Source organism: Micromonospora sp. BQ32 (assembly GCF_059358895.1).
This window is the reverse complement of sequence record NZ_JCADBI010000004.1, coordinates 375,494-392,886: the sequence shown is the minus strand read 5'-3', so window position 1 is coordinate 392,886 and position 17,393 is coordinate 375,494. Positions and strand designations below refer to the sequence as shown.

Annotated in this window: 16 protein-coding genes; 8 read left to right on the top strand and 8 right to left on the bottom strand. The window is 69.1% G+C overall.

The genetic code is table 11. The features are described 5' to 3' along the window. The first annotated feature begins 9 nt into the window (after positions 1-9). On the top strand, positions 10-1,188 hold the full coding sequence (locus AC5L30_RS11330; protein WP_494866996.1) for a glycosyl hydrolase: 1,179 nt from the start codon (positions 10-12) through the stop codon (positions 1,186-1,188). A gap of 152 nt (positions 1,189-1,340) precedes the next feature. Here AC5L30_RS11330 and AC5L30_RS11325 read toward each other — a convergent pair whose 3' ends face one another. The 6 genes from AC5L30_RS11325 to AC5L30_RS11300 form a co-directional block, all read right to left on the bottom strand. Then, positions 1,341-1,733, bottom strand: coding sequence for a nuclear transport factor 2 family protein (locus tag AC5L30_RS11325; protein ID WP_494866994.1), 393 nt, complete (start codon positions 1,731-1,733; stop codon positions 1,341-1,343). 211 nt (positions 1,734-1,944) lie between these two features. Further along, on the bottom strand, positions 1,945-3,840 hold the full coding sequence (locus AC5L30_RS11320) for a CocE/NonD family hydrolase (protein WP_494866992.1): 1,896 nt from the start codon (positions 3,838-3,840) through the stop codon (positions 1,945-1,947). A 114-nt stretch (positions 3,841-3,954) separates the two neighbouring features. Next, positions 3,955-4,533, bottom strand: coding sequence for a TlpA family protein disulfide reductase (locus tag AC5L30_RS11315; RefSeq protein WP_494866990.1), 579 nt, complete (start codon positions 4,531-4,533; stop codon positions 3,955-3,957). Beyond that, a complete protein-coding gene (locus AC5L30_RS11310) occupies positions 4,530-4,964 on the bottom strand; it encodes a hypothetical protein (RefSeq protein ID WP_494866989.1) in 435 nt (144 codons plus the stop codon). The genes AC5L30_RS11315 and AC5L30_RS11310 overlap by 4 nt, the downstream gene beginning before the upstream one ends. Positions 4,965-5,049: 85 nt before the next feature. Continuing rightward, positions 5,050-7,095: a M6 family metalloprotease domain-containing protein gene (locus AC5L30_RS11305; protein WP_494866988.1), complete on the bottom strand. Its 2,046-nt coding sequence runs from the start codon at positions 7,093-7,095 to the stop codon at positions 5,050-5,052. Between the two features lie 179 nt (positions 7,096-7,274). Then, positions 7,275-8,192 carry a dihydrodipicolinate synthase family protein gene (locus tag AC5L30_RS11300; RefSeq protein ID WP_494866986.1) on the bottom strand — a complete coding sequence of 306 codons (918 nt, stop codon included), beginning with the start codon at positions 8,190-8,192 and terminating at the stop codon, positions 7,275-7,277. Positions 8,193-8,448: 256 nt separating this feature from the next. Here AC5L30_RS11300 and AC5L30_RS11295 point away from each other — a divergent pair, with 256 nt between their 5' ends. Together AC5L30_RS11295 and AC5L30_RS11290 are read left to right on the top strand one after the other, a co-directional pair. Further along, positions 8,449-9,678, top strand: a complete 1,230-nt coding sequence (locus tag AC5L30_RS11295; RefSeq protein ID WP_494866984.1) for a PucR family transcriptional regulator — start codon at positions 8,449-8,451, stop codon at positions 9,676-9,678. A gap of 206 nt (positions 9,679-9,884) precedes the next feature. Further along, complete coding sequence (locus AC5L30_RS11290; protein WP_494866982.1) at positions 9,885-11,225, top strand: carbohydrate-binding protein; 1,341 nt, start codon at positions 9,885-9,887, stop codon at positions 11,223-11,225. A gap of 21 nt (positions 11,226-11,246) precedes the next feature. Here AC5L30_RS11290 and AC5L30_RS11285 read toward each other — a convergent pair whose 3' ends face one another. After that, positions 11,247-11,675, bottom strand: coding sequence for a carboxymuconolactone decarboxylase family protein (locus tag AC5L30_RS11285; protein WP_494866980.1), 429 nt, complete (start codon positions 11,673-11,675; stop codon positions 11,247-11,249). Between the two features lie 478 nt (positions 11,676-12,153). Between AC5L30_RS11285 and AC5L30_RS11280 the strand changes: the two genes are divergently transcribed. The 5 genes from AC5L30_RS11280 (at position 12,154) to AC5L30_RS11260 (ending at position 16,106) form a co-directional block, all read left to right on the top strand. Then, a complete protein-coding gene (locus AC5L30_RS11280; RefSeq protein WP_494866978.1) occupies positions 12,154-13,329 on the top strand; it encodes a low temperature requirement protein A in 1,176 nt (391 codons plus the stop codon). Positions 13,330-14,060: 731 nt separating this feature from the next. Then, the gene (locus AC5L30_RS11275; RefSeq protein WP_494866976.1) at positions 14,061-14,657 is read left to right on the top strand and encodes a molybdopterin-dependent oxidoreductase; all 597 of its coding nucleotides are present in this window, start codon (positions 14,061-14,063) and stop codon (positions 14,655-14,657) included. Beyond that, complete coding sequence (locus tag AC5L30_RS11270; RefSeq protein WP_494866974.1) at positions 14,627-15,367, top strand: FAD-binding oxidoreductase; 741 nt, start codon at positions 14,627-14,629, stop codon at positions 15,365-15,367. Before AC5L30_RS11275 ends, AC5L30_RS11270 begins: the two co-directional genes overlap by 31 nt. Beyond that, entirely contained in the window at positions 15,364-15,666 is a 303-nt protein-coding gene (locus AC5L30_RS11265; RefSeq protein WP_494866972.1) for a DUF6510 family protein, read from the top strand. Before AC5L30_RS11270 ends, AC5L30_RS11265 begins: the two co-directional genes overlap by 4 nt. A gap of 59 nt (positions 15,667-15,725) precedes the next feature. After that, on the top strand, positions 15,726-16,106 hold the full coding sequence (locus tag AC5L30_RS11260) for a GNAT family N-acetyltransferase (protein ID WP_494866971.1): 381 nt from the start codon (positions 15,726-15,728) through the stop codon (positions 16,104-16,106). Positions 16,107-16,256: 150 nt separating this feature from the next. Here AC5L30_RS11260 and AC5L30_RS11255 read toward each other — a convergent pair whose 3' ends face one another. Then, positions 16,257-17,174 (bottom strand): NADP-dependent oxidoreductase, encoded by a 918-nt coding sequence (locus AC5L30_RS11255; protein ID WP_494866970.1) that lies wholly within the window; start codon positions 17,172-17,174, stop codon positions 16,257-16,259. Between the last annotated feature and the right edge of the window lie 219 nt (positions 17,175-17,393).

Below are 17,393 nucleotides of genomic sequence, written 5' to 3'. Positions count from 1 at the left end.
ACCCGACTCATGTCCATCGACAAACGTAGATCGATAGGGTTCGCGGGAGTAGCGGCCCTGCTCGGCACGCTGGCAGTCTTCAGCAGCGCGCCGAGCGCCTCCGCCGCCGAATGCGGCTACCTGTTCGACGACTTCTCCTACACATCGTCGAGCGACAGCTCCCTGACCGCGCACGGCTGGACCCCGCGCAGCTACTCCGGCGGTCCAGGCGTGCCCGGGGCGACCTGGTCGCCGACCAGCATCACCTTCCCCACCGTCAGCGGCCAGAAGGTCATGCAGCTCACCGCCTCGACCGACGGCACCGGCGCCGGCACCAACCAGGCGGAGCTCTACAGCACCCAGAAGCGCTACCTCGAGGGCACCTACGCCAGCCGGGTGCGCTTCACCGACACCCCCACCAGTGGGAACGACGGCGACCACATCAACCAGACGTTCTTCACGATCAGCCCGTTGAACGGCGACCTCGACCCGACCTACAGCGAGCTGGACATCTCCGAGTACCTGCCCAACGGCGGGTGGGGCGAGACCGGCCCGATCAACTACCAGACCACCTGGTACACCTACCGCAACGACCCCTGGTACGCGGACAACATGCACTCGGAACAGCGCAGCAGTCTCAACGGCTGGCACGACCTGGTGGCGACGGTCGCGAACGGACACGTCATCTACTACATCGACGGCGTCCAGGTGGGCGACCACTCGGGCAAGTTCTACCCGCGGCAGACCATGACGATCAACTGGAACCTCTGGTTCATCGACACGGCCGCCCACACCGGTGGGCTGAGCACCTACATCCAGCAGGTCGACTGGGTGTTGTTCGCGAAGAACCAGGTCCTGACCCCGGCGCAGGTGACGTCGAAGACGGCGGCGTACCGGACGGCGGGCAGCACGTTCGCGGACACGGTCGCCACGACGGGCGCCTGCTCCAACCCGACGAACCCACCGACCACGCCGCCGACGACCCCGCCCACCACGCCGCCGCCAGCCGGCAACTGTTCGACCGCGCCGGAGTGGGCCTTCGGCACGGCCTACACCGGTGGCCAAACGGTGAAGCACGAGAAGAGCAGGCACGGCGACCCGAGCGGTCCGCCGTCGGGCGACGGCAAGCACCTGTGGCGGGCACGGTACTGGACGCAGGGCTCCGAGCCGGGCTGGACCCAACAGTGGGAAGATCTCGGCCGCTGCTGAGCGGCAACTGAAACGAAGGTACCGGCGGCCCCTCGCCAAGCACGGCGAGGGGCCGTCGGGCCGTTCGGCACACCCGGCTGACGGTGCCGACCTCTCACCCCTCACGCCCCGGGGGCGAAACCCCAACCAGCGTCCTCAGGTGAGATCGGGCATCAGCCGGCGGCGGCCTCCCGCTGGATCTGCTCGAACTGGGCGGCCATCGCGGCGGCCAGGGCCTGCGCGGCGGACAGCGGGCGAACCATGACCGTGAACTCATCGATCAGGCCGTTCTCGTCCAGGTGCAGGAAGTCGCAACCTTCGACGGCGACGTCACCCACCCGCGCCTCGAACACCAGCGCGTGATCGCGGCCGCCGTCACCGCTCAGCTCACGGACGTACCGGAAGTCCTCGAACACCCGCAGCACGCCGCGCAGGATCGCCGCGGTGATCGCCTTGCCCGGATACGGCTTGAACGCCACCGGGCTGCGAAAAACCACATCGTCGGCCAGGGCCGCCGTGATGGCATCGGGATCGCGTGCCTCCACCGCCGCGCGAAAGTCGATCACCAGGCCAGCGTACGGGGTTTTCCTGGTCGCCGGTCACCCCGTACTCGTCGGGCCGGCATCGCGCACCCGCGGCGGCTTCGGCACCCCTGAGACCAGTTGGGTACTCAGGCCGGCAGCGGGACGGCCCGGCGATCGATGACCCTCCGCGGAGGGTTGATCGCCGGGCCGCCCCGGTGCTGGGCCGCCCCGGGGCAGCCCGCAGATCAGCCGGTCAGAGGCCGGCGGCGTGCGCGGCGGCGGTGCCGCCGACCACGGGCAGGACGATGTTGCTGCTCTTCAACGCGACCCGCAGGTTCGCGGCGGTGGTGTCCGCCTGGCTGGAGTACTGCGGGTAGCTGGCCACGATGATCACGCCGATCCGGTGGCCGGGCTTGAAGACATAGTCCTCCGGCAGCAGCGGGAAGCTGAAGTTGTACGACTCCCCCGCCACCAGCGGCACGGCGACGCGGATCGACTGCCGGTTCTGGGCGTCCATGATGCCCTTGGTGACCAGCTCGTAGTCTGCCGTGGCGACCCGCTTCGTCGTCTGCTTGTAGCAGCCGTCGTCGGTCGGGCTGCTCTGGCCCCAGCAGTCCTCCGTGGTCAGGGTGATGATTCCCTCGCCGGAGGCCCGGTGCGCGACCCGCTCGTCGGTGCCGTAGTCGACCAGGATCGCCCCGAGATTGGTGTCGGTCTGGTCGGCCGAGGCCCGCAGTTGCACGGTGGGGGTGCCGGAGATGTGCAGCGGCGCGGAGAGTGGCGCGGAGAGGAAGGCCAGCCGGTTGGGCTGCACCACGTCCGGGTTGAGGATCATGGTGTTCTGACTCTGCGTACGGCTGTCCTGCAACGCCCCGGTCGCCGGCTTCGCGGTGGGCACCAGCCCGAGACCGCCCGCGCCGGTGGTGCCGGGCTGGAGGAACACCTCCGTGTCGGCCTTGCCGGGGATCGGCCAGTCGGCGTGGGTCTCCCACACGTCGGCGGACCGCTCCAGGTCCACCCGCGGCTCATCCATGATGCCGTTGGCGACGTCCTGCAACCAGAAGTCGAACCACCGGTGCAGCGTCGACACCCACACCGCGCGGCGCGAGTCGAACGGGTCGACGTGGCCCTCCTGCGACAGCCACAGCTTGCGCGGCACGTTGTTCTCCGCCAGGGCGTACCAGAACTTGCTGAAGTGGTCCGGCCGGACGTTGTCGTCGTTGAGGCCGTGGTAGAGCAGCACGCTGGCGGTGACGTTGGGGACCTTCTTGACGTAGCTGCGCTCGTTCCAGAAGGCCGTGTAGTCGCCGTGCTCGTCGCCGTCGGCGGCGCCTATCGCGTCGCGCACCGGCTTGCAGTACTCCCGGCGCTCGGGGTTGGTGACCGTGTTGGCCAGCGACGCCACGTAGCTGTTGCCGCGGGTGACCACGCCGTTGCTGCGCACGTAGTCGTAGTACTCGGTCGGTCCGCTGATGGGCACGACCGTGGTCAGGCCCTTCACGCCGGTCACCGCCGTGGCCATGGCCAGCGAGCCGTCGTACGACTTTCCGATCATCCCCGTCTTGCCGTTGTGCCAGTCGGCCGTGACGACCTCACCGGCGGCGTTACGGGCGGTGGCCCGGCCGTTGAGCCAGTTGATGGCCTGCTTGGCGCTCAGGTTGTCCTGGTTGGCGTTGGTGGTCGGGCAACCGGTGGAGTTGTTGGTGCCGACCATGTCCAGCAGGATGACCGCGTAGCCGCGCGGCACGAAGTAGTTGTCGTAGAACAGCGGCCACTTGTCCAGCAGCCCGTCGCCGTCGAGGTCCGCCTTGCACTCGGACTCGTTGCCCCGGCAGACCGTCGAGTAGTAGGGGCTGGCGTCCATCACCACGGGGGCCTTGAGCCCCTGCGCGGTGGCCGCCGGCCGCATCAGGTCGAACGCGATGATGTCGCGCAGACCGTCGTTGTCGCTGTCGAAGGTGGAGTCGATGAAGAGGCGCTCCCGGATGGCGTCGGCGTAGCCGAACACCGGCTGGGTGACGCCGTCCTGGACGACGATCGACGGCGGGCCGTCCGCCGCCTGCGCCTGCGGCGCCGCGCCGAGGGCGGCGAGCACAGTCGCGGACAGTACGGCCACCCCTGTGCGCCAGCGCGTTCCCACTGTAGGCATGCAGTCTCCTTGATGTGTCCGAGGCTGCGTACGCTACGAGCCGGTGGCCGCTGTCACCACCTGCACGTGTAGGAACTTCGCCGGGTGTGGTTCGACGGGGTGCGGGCGACGGGACTACGGCTGGCCGGCCAGCACCAGCTCCCGCAGCCGCTGGTCGAGTGTCGGGGCGTCCAGGCCACCCGGCCAGCCGCGGAGCAGGGCACCACCCTTGGCCACCAGCACGACGGTCGGCGGCTCCCGCACCGCGTACGAACGCCAGATCGTCTGCTGGTCGTCCAGGACGACCGGGTACTCCACACGGTGAGCGCGGAGGTAATCCTGGACCTCGTCGGCCTGGTCCGCGCCGGCCACGCCGACGAAGACCACCCGATCCCGGTAGGCGCGGGCGAGCTCACTGAGGGCGGCCTGCTGGCTGGCGCAGGTGGTGCACCAGGAGCTGAAGAAGGTGAACACGACGGGACGCTGCGCCCACACCTCGGCGGCGGCGAACGGGGTGCCGTCGGTCAGCGCGCCGGTGAACGCCGGGGCGGCCGGGGCGGTGCCGGGCGCCGGGCGCAACGCCAGGTCGGCGGGGACCGGCCCGGGCAGCGCCGCCGCACCTCCGGCGGGCGCCAGCGCGGGCTCGGGCTCGGGCGTGCTGCATCCGCCCAGCAGCGCCGCCGCCAGCAACAGCGGCAGGAGTGCCCGCCTCATGACGGGACCACCGCCACCAGCGCCGGGCCCTCGCTGCTGTCCGGCGTCAGGTCGAGCGCCGGCCGGCCGTCCACCTCCAACCGGTAGGAGGCCCGCTGCGGCACGTGCACTCCGACGGCGAACTCGCAGTAGGTGGGCAGGCGCTCGACGCCCAGATCCTCGGCGAAGGCGGCCACCGCGGTCCCCGCCGGCAGCTGCCCGCTGGCCAGCGCCGCCCCGTCCGGGTCGAGCACGCGGAACGGCGCCCGGTTGTGGAAGTGCTGGTAGGGGCCGGTGCCGGCGCAGTCCACGCCCGCGGCCCGGATGTTGATGTCGCGAACCAGGACCCGGACGGTCGTCGGGGAAACCGCCTCCTGGGCGGCGCCGACGGCGCCGCAGCCGGTCGCGCCGGCCAGCAGTAGGGGCAGCACAGTCATGATGCTTCGCCGCACGTCATCCTCCTTCCGCCCGCCTGCTCGGTCCGCGGCGGCCTGCCGCCGCGGACCGAGCAGGAACGGGGTCATCCTCGGGCGTCGGTCAGGACTTCTCGACCCGGCATTGCTTGGTCACCGTCTTCGTCGGGTCGCTCTCCGAGGTCGCGGTGAGCTTCACGAAACCGGTGTCCGCGGCCGCGGCGGTGGCACCCACCGACACCTTGACCGTGGTGGCCCTGCCGAACTGCGCGGTGGCGAGCTGGTTGGGCAGCCAGGTCCGCCAGCCCTTGCCGGCCACCTCCGCCGACAGGCGGTAGACGTCCGACTTCAGGTACGCGCTGACGTTCTCCGGGTGCTGCTGCCCGCCGGCCGAGTACGAACCGGTGTTGGTCAGCTCGAACGAGCAGGTCACGCCGCGGTTGGTCGGCTTGCCGCCGCCGGTCACCTCGCCCTTGCCCAGCAGCACGTCGTGGCTGCTCGGCCCGCCGGTGCCGTCGAGCGACCGCACCGCCACGGTGTAGGAGAGCGAACCGGCCGAGTCCCGCTTGAGGTCGATGATGTAGAAGTGCAGCCGGTTGGCCTCGTCGACGTACTCGTACTGGCTGCCGGTGTCCGCGCCGGCGTGGAACAGCGCGTCGGAGAGCTGCCGGTAGTCACCCATGGTGATCTTCTGCGGGGTGCCGTCGGGCCGGTAGAAGTCGATCATGTCGATGTCCTGCGGGTTGGCGTCCACCACCCACTGGAACGGCGCGCTGTCGGCGTTCTTCGTCTTGCTCAGCAGCACCCCGCTGTCCGGGGTGAAGGAGTCCGCGCCCATCCGGTCGACGACCTCGACGGTGTAGTTGTTGAAGCTGCCACCGTCGCACAACGGGTCGGTGCTGACACCACACGCCGGCGACAGGTCCTTGTTCAGTGCGATGTTCACGCCACTCAGACCCTTCGGGCCGGCGTCGACCGCCCGAGCCGTGACCTGCGCGACCACCAGGCCCGAGGAGGCCAGCGACTCCCGCGACAGCCGCAGCACGTGCTCCTCACCGAGCAGGCCGATCTTGAGCTTGTCCCGCACGGTGTGCAGCGAGCCCATCGAGCCGCCGTTGGTCGGCGGGATCTGCCAACGGGTGTGCGGACCGCCCGGGCCGTTGAACGACCCGCGCGACATCATGCTCCAGATTCCGGTGTACGCCCTGCGCAGCGGCTCGCCGTACGGGTTGTTGTAGTTGTCGCCGATGCCCAGCAGATGGGTCAACTCGTGGGCGTAGACGCCCATGCCGGAACTCTCCCCCTGCGTCGAGGAACCGCCGCCGGCGTTCGGCCACAGTGTCGCCGCGGCCTTCCACGAGGTCCAGTCCACGTAGCGGGTTTTCGCCCAGTTCGGCAGGTTGGGGTCCGGCGGGCCCCAGGCGTCCGGCACGTCCTCCTTGTTCTGGAAGATCATCTGCCCGAACTCCTGCCAGGTCGACGACTCGTCCTGGCCGGCACTGAGGATGAACACCAACTCGTACTGGTTGGCGACCTCCTCGCCGACGGCCGCCCGCCAGGCGCCCAGGCCGTCGGTACGGATGTTCTTGCCGCACACGTCCCCGCTCGGGCAGGCGCCCGGGTTGAACCCGTTGTCCAGCCCGTACTGGTAGGACTTGGCCGGCATCTGGTACGGCCCGAATCCGGTGAGGTCAACGCCGTAGCGGCCGTTGGAGTCCTGCATCCAGTACTCGTGCAGGGTGTGGCCCTTGTTGAGGGTGTTCGGGGTGTTCAGGAAATCCTGGTAGAACGTCGGCACGTCCGCCCGGGGGATGTTGGCCGCGACGGACTGGGGGTTGCCGAAGACCGTCGAGCGGGCCCGCTGGGAGACCGCGAACGTCTCGTCGGGATAGTCCAGCGCCACCAGGGCGATCTTGAAGTTGCGGACCGAGCCGGACACGCTCGGGTCCGCCCAGTTCTTGCCAGGCACGGCCTGGTAGTCGTTCCAGGTCATCGTGTCCGGGTTCTGCCAGGCCTGCGGGTCGAGGACCTGGAACGGCGCGGTGCCGCCGGCCGGGTTGGCCGGGGCCGCGGCGGCCTGCGCCGCCCCGGTCGCCACGAGCGTGGTCACCACGGCTGCGGCCAGCACGGCCCGCCTCAGCCGGGTTCGATGGGGGGTAGCACGGTGCACGGAACCACCTCTCGTCGGAGGAAACGCGGCGCCGGCGTCCCGGTGGGGGTGTCGCGGAACGTTTGTCAGCAGGCCGCGCAGCGAATCTAGGAGGGCGGGCCGGTGCCGGTCACCGTGCAGATGTCGGCCAGGTGGGCCGGCGACTTCCGACACCTGAAGGACCGGCGCCCACCGGCGGATCAGCCAGGGCCGGCCCCGGAAGCCGGTTCGGCCGTCGCGGTGAGGGCGCGCAGCACGTCCCGGCGCACCCGGTTGGCGGCAGTCCCGGACAGGGGTCCACGCGGTGGGCGGCACCGCCCGCCGAACCGCCCGGCGCACTCCATGGCGAGCTTGACAGCCTGCACGGCTTCCGGCCGCGAGGCCCAGCCGAGGATCGGGTGCAGCTCGGCGTAGAGCGGCAGCGCCCGGCCCAGGTCACGGTCGACGCACAACTCGTACAGGCGCACGGCCTGGCGGGGCAGCGCGTTGGCCACGGTGGCGACCCATCCCGTGGCGCCGCACATCACCAGTTCGAGCACCACGTCGTCGGCGCCGACCAGCACGTCGACGTGCGGGCAGAGGTCCCGCAGGCGATGCAACCTGCGTACGTCGCCGGTGACCTCCTTGACCGCGACGATCCCGTCGATCTCGGCGACGGTCGCCAGCAGGTCCGGCGTGAGGTCCAGCCGGGTGTCGTACGGGTCGTTGTGGGCGACCACCGGCAGGCCGACCGCCGCCACCTCCCGGTAGTGGGCGACCACGTCGGCGGCGCGGGCGGTGGGCCCGTCGGGTGGCCGCGCGAGCACGCCGTGGGCGCCGGCCTCGGCGGCCTGCTCCGCCCAGCGGCGGGCCTGCCTGCTGCCGTAGCCGCCGACGCCGGGCACCACCGCGCAGCCGGACGGCGCGGCCTGCACCGTCGCCCTCACCACGGCGGCCCGCTCGTCGTCGGAGAGGGCCCGGTACTCTCCCATCGACGCGCACGGAGCCACCCCGTGGCACCCCTCGGCGGCGAGCCACCGGACGTGTTCCTGGAGCTGATCGAAGTCGACCGACAGGTCGGCGCGAAACGGCGTGGTGATGGCGACCAGCACGCCCCGCCAGGGCCTACCAGTTCCCACTCGGCAATCCCCTCCCCGCCGGCACCGCCTGACATCCCCACCCGCGCCGTGCGCGGCGCCGCTGGTGCGGTCCGTACCGGAACCCTAGGAACGGCTGTCGGCCCCGGTCTTCGGACAGATGCCGGAACAGTCGCGCTGCCGCCCGTCTTTTTGTCGTGACTTCGACAGTGGACCTTGCGTGATGACCCACCCGCACCGGAGGGTAAGGACTGGCGGTCGCGCGATCCCTGTCACGCAGCGCAACCATGGGAGTTATATGCACGGTGAGCTCCAGCGAATCGTCGACGCCGTCGCCGCCCGGGTGGGGCGACCCGCCCTCATCGAGGACCGCCGACAGCGGGTGGTCGCCTACAGCGAGCACGACGGCCCGATGGACGACGTCCGCCGGACGTCGATCCTGCGCCGGCAGACGACGCCGGAGGTGATCGCCTGGTTCCGAGACAGGGGCGTGCTCACGGCGTACACGCCGGTCCGTACCCCCGCGTGCGCCGAGCTGGACCTGCTGGCGAGGGTTTGCGTGCCGATCCGGCACGACGATCTGCTGCTCGGGTTCGTCTGGTTCATCGACGCGGACGGTTCGATGACCGACGCCGACATCGCCACCGCGACCGGCCCCTTCACCGACCTGTCGCTGGCCCTGTACCGGGAGAACCTGCTCGGTGAGCTCGTCTCGCAGCGGGAGACCGAGGCCACCCGTACCCTGCTGGTGGAGAGCCGGCAGGCGCGCGAGCACGCGGCGCGGGCGCTGCTGGAGGAGGGTGTGGTGGCCGCCGACGGGTCGACCGTGGCGCTCGTCGCCCAGCTCGTGCCCGCCGGTGGGCGGCAGCCCGACGAGGTGGCCCGGATCGCGCTGGAGCAGGCCCTGGTCACCACCCGCCGGTGGATCGGGGTACGGGAGACGCTGCACCTCGTCTGGCACGACCACGGGGTGCTGCTGGTCTGCGGCGACCGGGTCGCCGGCCGCCCCTCGCCGGAAGTCTCCGCCGGGCACCTCGACGAGGCGTTGGGCACCGCGACGCGGGGTCTGGCCTCGGTGGCCCGGACCGTCACCGGGATCGGCCAGCCCCGCGCCGGATTGTCCAGCGCGGTCGAGTCCTACCAGGAGGCCGCGCAGGCGGCCCGGGTCGGTACGCAACTGCCCGCGCTGGGCCGGGTGGTCTCCTGGGCCGGCCTGGGCATCTACCGGGTGCTGTCGCAACTGGACAGTCAGCACCTCGACGTCGCCGGTGTCCATCCCGGGTTGGAGCGGCTGCTGCGCGACGATGCCCACCAGGTGCTGCTGGAGACCCTGGAGGCCTACCTCGACCTGGCGGGTAACGCGCACGCCACCGCCGAGAAGCTCCGGCTGCACCGGACCACCCTCTACTACCGGCTGCAACGGGTGGAACAGCTCGCCGGGACCGACCTCAAGGACGGCAACGAACGGCTGTGCCTGCACCTGGCCATGAAGCTCGGTCGGCTCACCGGCCACTACCGCGCGGCGTGACGTCGCCGGCCAGGCCGCTGGTCGGCCTCGCCGAGAACCCGGCGCTGGTGGCCGGGCTGGTCGACCAGCCCGCGTGGCGTTCTGAGCGGAATCTGGCCGACCAACGCCCGTCGAGATTCCCGGGATCTGTAAACAACCCTTGATATTAAACTTCACGAACGTCAATATGTGGAGGTCGCGGGTCGCCGAACCCTGGGGAGTGAGCCATGAGAAGCCGTCGGATTTTCGCGGTGCTGGCCGGGGCGGCCATGACCGTCACGGCCGCCGTCGCCTTCGTCCCCAGCAGCATGGCCGCGGTGTCCTCGGCCAACGCCGTCCCGATGGTCGCCTGCACCGCCCCGGCCTGGGCCGAGGGACCCACCTACCAGGCGGGCGCTCAGGTCACCTACGGCGGCCGGCTCTACCAGGCACTGGTCACCCACACCGCGCACCCCGGCGCCGGCTGGAACCCCGCCGCGACCCCGTCGCTCTGGCGTGACCTGGGCGCGTGCACGGGAACCACGCCGCCGCCCACCACGCCACCACCGACGACCCCGCCGCCGACCACGCCACCACCCACCACACCTCCCCCCACCACGCCGCCGCCGACCGGTGGGACCTGCGCGGTGAAGTCGCGGCCCACCGGCAAGGTGCTGCAGGGCTACTGGGAGAACTGGGACGGCGCCTCCAACGGCGTACACCCCGGCCTCGGCTGGATCCCGATCACCGACAGCCGGCTCAACCAGCACGGCTACAACGTGATCAACGCGGCGTTCCCGGTGATCCGCTCGGACGGCACGGTCCTCTGGGAGAACGGCATGGACGTCGGCGTGAAGGTGGCCACCCCGGCCGAGATGTGCCAGGCCAAGGCAGCCGGTGCCACCATCCTGATGTCGATCGGCGGGGCCGCCGCGGGCATCGACCTGAGCTCCGCCGCGGTCGCCGACCGGTTCATCGCGACGATCGTGCCGATCCTGACGGCCTACCACTTCGACGGCATCGACATCGACATCGAGACCGGCCTGACCGGCAGCGGCAACATCAACACCCTGTCCACGTCGCAGGCCAACCTGATCCGGATCATCGACGGCGTGCTGGCCCGGATGCCGTCGAACTTCGGCCTGACGATGGCACCGGAGACGGCCTACGTCACCGGCGGCAGCGTGGTCTACGGCTCGATCTGGGGCTCGTACCTGCCGATCATCAAGAAGTACGTGGACAACGGCCGACTCTGGTGGCTGAACATGCAGTACTACAACGGCAGCATGTACGGCTGCGCCGGCGACTCGTACCCGGCGGGCACCGTGCAGGGCTTCACGGTGCAGACGCAGTGCCTGAACAACGGCCTCACCATCCAGGGCACCACCATCCGGGTGCCGTACGACAAGCAGGTCCCGGGCCTGCCCGCGCAGATCGGGGCCGGCGGCGGCTACCTGTCGACGTCGCTGGTCACGCAGGCCTGGAACTCCGTACCCGGCCTCAAGGGCCTGATGACCTGGTCGGCGAACTGGGACGGGTCGAAGGGGTGGACCTTCGGCGACAACGTGAAGCGCCTGCAGGGCCGCTGACGGGTGACGGCGGTTATCAACTCACACGGGAGGTGCCGTCGTGGGCATGGCACCCTCGGCGAGCTTGAGTCGCGTCCAGATGTTCATGTTGATCACGACGGCCACAATCTCGAGGATCTCCTCCGCCGTGAAGTGCGTGGTCATCCGGTCGTGTGCCTCCTGGACCCGGTTGTTGACAGTCGCGTCGGCAGTTCGGGTCAACGCCTCGGCGTAGGCCAGCGCGGCTCGCTCCTCCTCGGTGAACAGGTGCGTCTCCCACCACGCGGTGAGGGTCTCGACCTTGGACGGCGGGATGTCGGCGGTACGGGCAGCGGCGTGGTGCACCAGAAGGCAGTAGCTGCAATTGTTGATCTGTGCGACGCGTAGCCGCAGAAGCTGGGCCAGGGCCTGGTCCACCTGGAGTCTGGCGGTATGGCCGAAAGCTGCGGCCCCGGCGTTTGCCAAAGCCATGAGTTGCTCGTTCGACGTGGCGTTCAGTCGGACGTTCTGGATCCTGGTATCCAAGAGATGACCTCCTCTAGGCCACAACGACAAGGCCACTGGGCGGGAAGCCGACGTCGGATTGGACAGCCATGAACCTGCTGGTCGTGTTGACGGTCAGTAGGTTCACCTGGCCAACGTCGGATGCCGGCGGGGGACGTCCGACGAGCAGGTGTCCGGTCTGACCCGGCGGGTCCACCTGCCTCAGGAAGCGTATAGCTCGGGCGAGATCATTCGTGGAATGCGCGCGGTTTGCCCCACTCGACCAACCCTCGCCTCCGCAGGAACCGCTCGTCCGAAGTGAAATCACCCGCTACGACGCGATAGGCGTGACGAAGCCATCCTGGTTGCCAGCGGCGCCTGCCGGGTTTAGTGCTGAACCCGCATCCGGCGGATGTTGGGCGAACAAGATTGGTCCATGAGGCACATATTCCGAGCCGGGCCGCCCGTGCAGACCGAGGAGACCCATCGGACCACGCCGTTCGAGGTGTTCTTCGACCTGGTGTTCGTGTTCGCCTTCATCCGGGTGGCGACGTTCACGGCACAGTCGCTGACGCCACTCGGGCTGGCCCATAGCCTTGTGCTCCTGCTACTGCTGTGGTGGCCGTTTACCAACTACGCTTGGCTGGCCAACCAGGTCCGTGCCGACGTGGGACTGATCCGCGCCGGAAACTCCGCTGTGATGGCCGCGATGTTCGTGGCCGCGCTGGTCCTTCCCGAGGCGTGGCGGCACGGCAACCAGTCACTGGCCGCGCCCATGACTTTGGCCGTCGTCTACATCGTCATCCGGGCGGTATATCTAGCCCTTGTCTGGCACATATCGGCCGGTAACGCGCGGCTACGCGCTTCGCTGCGCCTCCGGGTCATTCCGCTCTCGGTGGGCTTACCTGCGCTGCTGCTCGGCGCGGTGTTCGGCGGCGCCACGCAGACACTGTTGTGGGCCGCGGCGTTCCTCATCGACTGCGTCGGCGGCCTCTACATCGCGGTGTCTGCCGGACGCGCCCCGTTGCCCAGCCCCAGCCATTTCGCCGAGCGGCACGGCCTGATCGTAATCATTGCTCTGGGCGAGTCGCTGATCTCGGTGGGCGTCGGCGCCGGCTCGGCGGTCACTCGTTGGCCGGTACTGATCGCCGCCCTGCTCGCCCTGACCACGGCCCTGGCCCTGTGGTGGCTGTACTTCGAAAACGCCGCCGCACCTGCCGGACAAGCCCTGTCGCGGATTCCCAATCCGGACCGGACTCAGACCGGCAGCATCGCCTACAGCTTGGTGCACTTCGTGCTCATCGCCGGGATCATCTACCTGGCCCTCGGCATCGAGGTGGTCCTCGCCCACATGACCCGCGACCCACTCGAGCAGCCCGCTGGGACCCCGCTGGACTGGACTTCAACCACGGTTCTGCTCGGCGGCCCGGCCCTCTACCTCATTGGTCGGGCCCTGTTTCTTCAACTCACCGTGCGGCACACCCCACTCGCCCCGATCCTCGCGACAGGCACCATCCTCGCGCTGCTGCCCGTCGCCCGACACCTTCCCGCCCTCGCCGCCCTTGCTCTAGTCGCCATCATCTTGGTCACCCTGGTCGGCTACGAGCGGATCAGTTGGCAGCCAACCGTCTCGGCGAGATGACTACGTATCCAGGCCTGCGGACGATCTTCGGGCAGCCCGTTGACCAGAAGCCCTGCTACTCCGGCGAACACAAGCGGCACGGCATGAACGTGCGGGGACATGATCGCCGCCCTGACCGCCGGACAGCTTGTGTTCCGAGACGGTGCAACTCAATCATTCACTGCGGGTGGTCCAACGACGTACGTCGACAGGGGCACACCGTCAGCTCGTCCGCGTCAACGCCTGGGCAGTCGAGCCGCCGCGTCCGCGAGGACCGCATCGACCGGTTGGCCATCGACAACGTCCTCACCGGAAGAAACCGGATCCATCGAACTCTCCGGACATCGGGCAAGGCACTCGCCGCCGGCACCTCACAGTGGGGACGACACGTCGAACGCCATCGGAACACTCTCCCGCCGCACGTTCCGGACGCTATAGTCCATTAAACGCCCACCGCGGCGGCATGCACCAGACCAGATGCGCCATCGCAACCGTCACACGCTGCTGTTGCCCCGACCTGCCAATTGGCCAGCGGCTTGCAGACCGACGCCATGCCAGCCTAGTCTGGACGTAATGGTCCATTTAATTTATCCCGGACTGAGGACCACCACGTCCCCAGCGCGGAGAATCTCATCATCGGGGCACTCGCTGACGTTGACGTCGTGGTCGGGCACCACATCGACATCCACCGGACGAGTGCAAGCACGGATGGCAGCGGGATCGTGGCTGCTCGGCCACTTGGGGAGGGGCTCATGGCAGTGATCACACGCGGCTTCGGCGGCCGCAGACGCGACGACGCCGATCTCCCGCCCGGCCAGTACCGCACCGACGACTTCCCGGTACTTTCGGCAGGACCGACACCGCGCATCGGCCTCGACAAGTGGGAACTCGCCGTCATCACCGAGACCGGCGAGCGGAGCACGTGGTCATGGGCAGAGTTCACCGCCCTTCCTGCCGACGAGCCAACCGTGGACATCCACTGCGTCACGCGCTGGTCGAAGTTCGGCACGAGCTGGCGAGGTGTCTCTCTGGACACGTTGCTGGCCGATGTTGAGACTGCGGCCGAGTACGTCGTCGCCCACTCCTACGGCGGCTACACCACGAACATGCCGCTCGAGGACCTCCTCGACGGCCAGGCCTGGGTGGCGTACGAGTTTGACGGCGAGCCGTTGGTTCCGGTGCACGGCGGGCCAGCTCGCCTCCTCGTTCCTCACCTGTATTTCTGGAAGAGCGCGAAATGGCTGCGCGCTCTGGAACTGCGTCTCGATGACGAGCCCGGATTCTGGGAGACGGCCGGCTACCACAACGACGGTGACCCATGGCGCGAGCAGCGGTACCTGACAGACTGACCTGGCAGCCGGCGACCGTCACCGCCACCCGCGCGGAGACTGCGACGGCGCGCACCCTGGTCCTCGACGTTGACGACTGGACAGGTCACGTGCCGGGCCAGCACGTCGACGTCCGGTTGACGGCTCCTGACGGCTACATGGCGCACCGCAGCTACTCGATCTCGTCCGCCCCGGGGCCCGACCGACTGGAGGTGACCGTCCAGGCGGTGACCGACGGTGAGGTCTCGCCGTACCTCGTCGACCTTGCGGAGCCAGGTGACCAACTCGAGATCCGTGGGCCGCTCGGCGGCTGGTTCGTACGTCGGCCAGCCGATCCGCGCCCGGCGTTGCTGATCGGCGGCGGGTCCGGCGTGGCGCCCCTGATGTCGATGGCGCGTGCGGCGACGAATCCCACCAGGCTGCTCTACTCGACCCGATCCCCGTCCGATGCGTTGTTCTCTGCGGATCTTGCGACTGCGGAAGCCGCAGGCGGTGGTCGTGTCGCCGTCACAAAGGTCTACACCAGGGTCGTGCCTCCCGGCTGGCCGGCTCCACCCCGACGACTGGACGCGGATGTTCTTGGCCGCGTTGCCTGGCCACGTGAGACCGACGCTGTGGCGTTCGTCTGTGGGCCTACCGGGTTCGTCGAGACCGTGGCCGACCTCCTCGTTGGCATCGGCCACGACCCCACAAACATCCGCACCGAACGCTTCGGACCCACCGGAGGATGACCATGTTGACCACCAATGTCGAAGCAGACGACGCACCCTGGGTCGACGGCAACGCCCTCGCCGGACCACTCGGCGAGATCATGGGAACCGACCTCACCGTTGCCGACTTCACCTGCGCCGGCTGCCGGACGACTCGTCCGCTAGCCGCGATGCGCGTGTTCGACCGGGCGCCCGGCCTCGTCGCCCGATGTCCCGGCTGCGAGGACGTTGTCATGCGCGTGGTGCGCATGACCGGGGGCCGAGTCCTGGTCGACGTGCCTGGATCGCTCATCGTCAGGCTGCCGGTGCCGACGGCCTGAGCGCCCGAGAATCTGATCAATCGGAGCGAATCCGGATGAAGCGAAATTCAGGGGATAACATGGCGAGCAACGCCACGGAGATGATCACGTTGACCAGCGTCGAGCACGATGTGGGTGGCTCGAACCTGTCGGGAGCCATCGCGCCCGGCTCGGAAGACCTCGTCATCACCAACAACAGTGCGCTCGGCGTCTACGAGGCCACGATAGGAGGCCGGACAGCCGCTGGGCTCGTCTATAGCAAGGTCGGAAGCCGCCTCATCCTGTTGGCGACATCCGTGCTCCGCGAGTTCCGGGGGAAGGGGATAGCCGCCAGACTCATCGGCGGCGTCCTCGACGATCTGCGCATGCGAGGAGAGACCGCCACCGTCACGTGTCCGTTCGCGGCAGCATTCGTCAATGCTCATCCGGAATATGCCGACGTCCTCAAGGACGTCTCGTAACTGGGTGAGGGTATCGCCCCGTCCCCGCTGGTGGTTCAGCCGGTTGCTGGCCAGGACGTGTCCACCGGTGCTCGGATGACGTGGCGCCCTGGCCACGCGGTTGACGGTGGCCCCACCGCCAGGGCAGGACCATTCGTTGCCCCCGAGTCCTCACGGACGAACGCGAATGATCGTCTTCCCCGTGATCCGCTCGGTCGGGTTGAGGGCGGCGACGGCGTCGTCGAGGGTCGCGACGTTGCCGACGTTCGTCCGCAGTCGTCCGTCCCGCACCCGCCGAACAATCTCACCCAGTTGGGCGCGATCGGACACGACGACGAAATCGACCGTCAGGCCGTCCGCGGGCCGCACCTCGGGCGGCCCGACGACAGACACCAGCGTTCCCCCGGCTCGAATCAGGCCTGCGGACCGCTTCCCGATGTCACCGCCGATGACATCGAAGACCAGGTCGACTCCGCCGACGTCTTCCAGGGCCTCGTTGCCGAGGTCGACGAACTCCTGCGCGCCGAAGTCGAGCGCGTTCTGACGGTCGGCAGCGCGTCCGGTGCCGATGACGTAGGCGCCGAACTCACGTGCGAGCTGCGCCACCATCGAACCGACCGCGCCGGCCGCGCCGTGCACGAGGACGCTCTGCCCCGACTGAAGGCGGCCGTGCTCGAACAGTCCCTGCCAGGCGGTCAGGCCCGAGATCGGCAGGCTCGCGCCCACTGTGAAGTCGACGTCGGCGGGCAGCGGCGCGAGGTTGCGTGCCTCGACGGCCACATACTCGGCCAGGGTGCCGTCGCGAGTCCAGTCCGTGAGGCCGAACACCCGTTGTCCCACCGACAGTCCCGTCGTGCCATAGCCAAGAGCGGTGATCGCTCCGGCCACCTCGTGTCCAGGGATCGACGGCGTCCGGTCACGGCCGAGGCGATCGGTCCAGGTCGAGGGCCACGTCATCTCGGTGGGGACGAATCCCGAGGCATGAACCTGAACGACGACGTCATTCAGCGCCGGTTCTGGCTCGGGCCGCTCCACCAGCGTCATCCCGGCGGTTCCCGCAGCCTCGTCTGTTACCACAATCGCCTTCATCCGGTACCTCACTTCATCCAGTCCTCGTGCGCACGGTCACGAGGAGCAAACTTCGTCTACAGCCTTAGCGGCGCAAAGCCTCGGGGTCTCACCACGCTGATCGAGTGCGGCTGTGGCGCGAGGTGTTAGAACTCGGCGCCGGTGGGCAAGCCGGACCGTTCGTCACGAGCGGAGGCACGCAGCCGGACACCCTGAACCTAGCCGCAGCACAACTGGTCG

Bases quoted from the DNA above. Each gene is read 5' to 3' on its own strand.
- AC5L30_RS11295 (WP_494866984.1), top strand. From the start codon at position 8,449: ATGCACGGTGAGCTCCAGCGAATCGTCGACGCCGTCGCCGCCCGGGTG.
- AC5L30_RS11320 (WP_494866992.1), bottom strand. From the start codon at position 3,840: ATGCCTACAGTGGGAACGCGCTGGCGCACAGGGGTGGCCGTACTGTCC.
- AC5L30_RS11275 (WP_494866976.1), top strand. From the start codon at position 14,061: ATGGCAGTGATCACACGCGGCTTCGGCGGCCGCAGACGCGACGACGCC.
- AC5L30_RS11265 (WP_494866972.1), top strand. From the start codon at position 15,364: ATGACCATGTTGACCACCAATGTCGAAGCAGACGACGCACCCTGGGTC.
- AC5L30_RS11260 (WP_494866971.1), top strand. From the start codon at position 15,726: ATGGCGAGCAACGCCACGGAGATGATCACGTTGACCAGCGTCGAGCAC.
- AC5L30_RS11270 (WP_494866974.1), top strand. From the start codon at position 14,627: ATGGCGCGAGCAGCGGTACCTGACAGACTGACCTGGCAGCCGGCGACC.
- AC5L30_RS11255 (WP_494866970.1), bottom strand. From the start codon at position 17,174: ATGAAGGCGATTGTGGTAACAGACGAGGCTGCGGGAACCGCCGGGATG.
- AC5L30_RS11330 (WP_494866996.1), top strand. From the start codon at position 10: ATGTCCATCGACAAACGTAGATCGATAGGGTTCGCGGGAGTAGCGGCC.
- AC5L30_RS11315 (WP_494866990.1), bottom strand. From the start codon at position 4,533: ATGAGGCGGGCACTCCTGCCGCTGTTGCTGGCGGCGGCGCTGCTGGGC.
- AC5L30_RS11285 (WP_494866980.1), bottom strand. From the start codon at position 11,675: ATGGCTTTGGCAAACGCCGGGGCCGCAGCTTTCGGCCATACCGCCAGA.
- AC5L30_RS11290 (WP_494866982.1), top strand. From the start codon at position 9,885: ATGAGAAGCCGTCGGATTTTCGCGGTGCTGGCCGGGGCGGCCATGACC.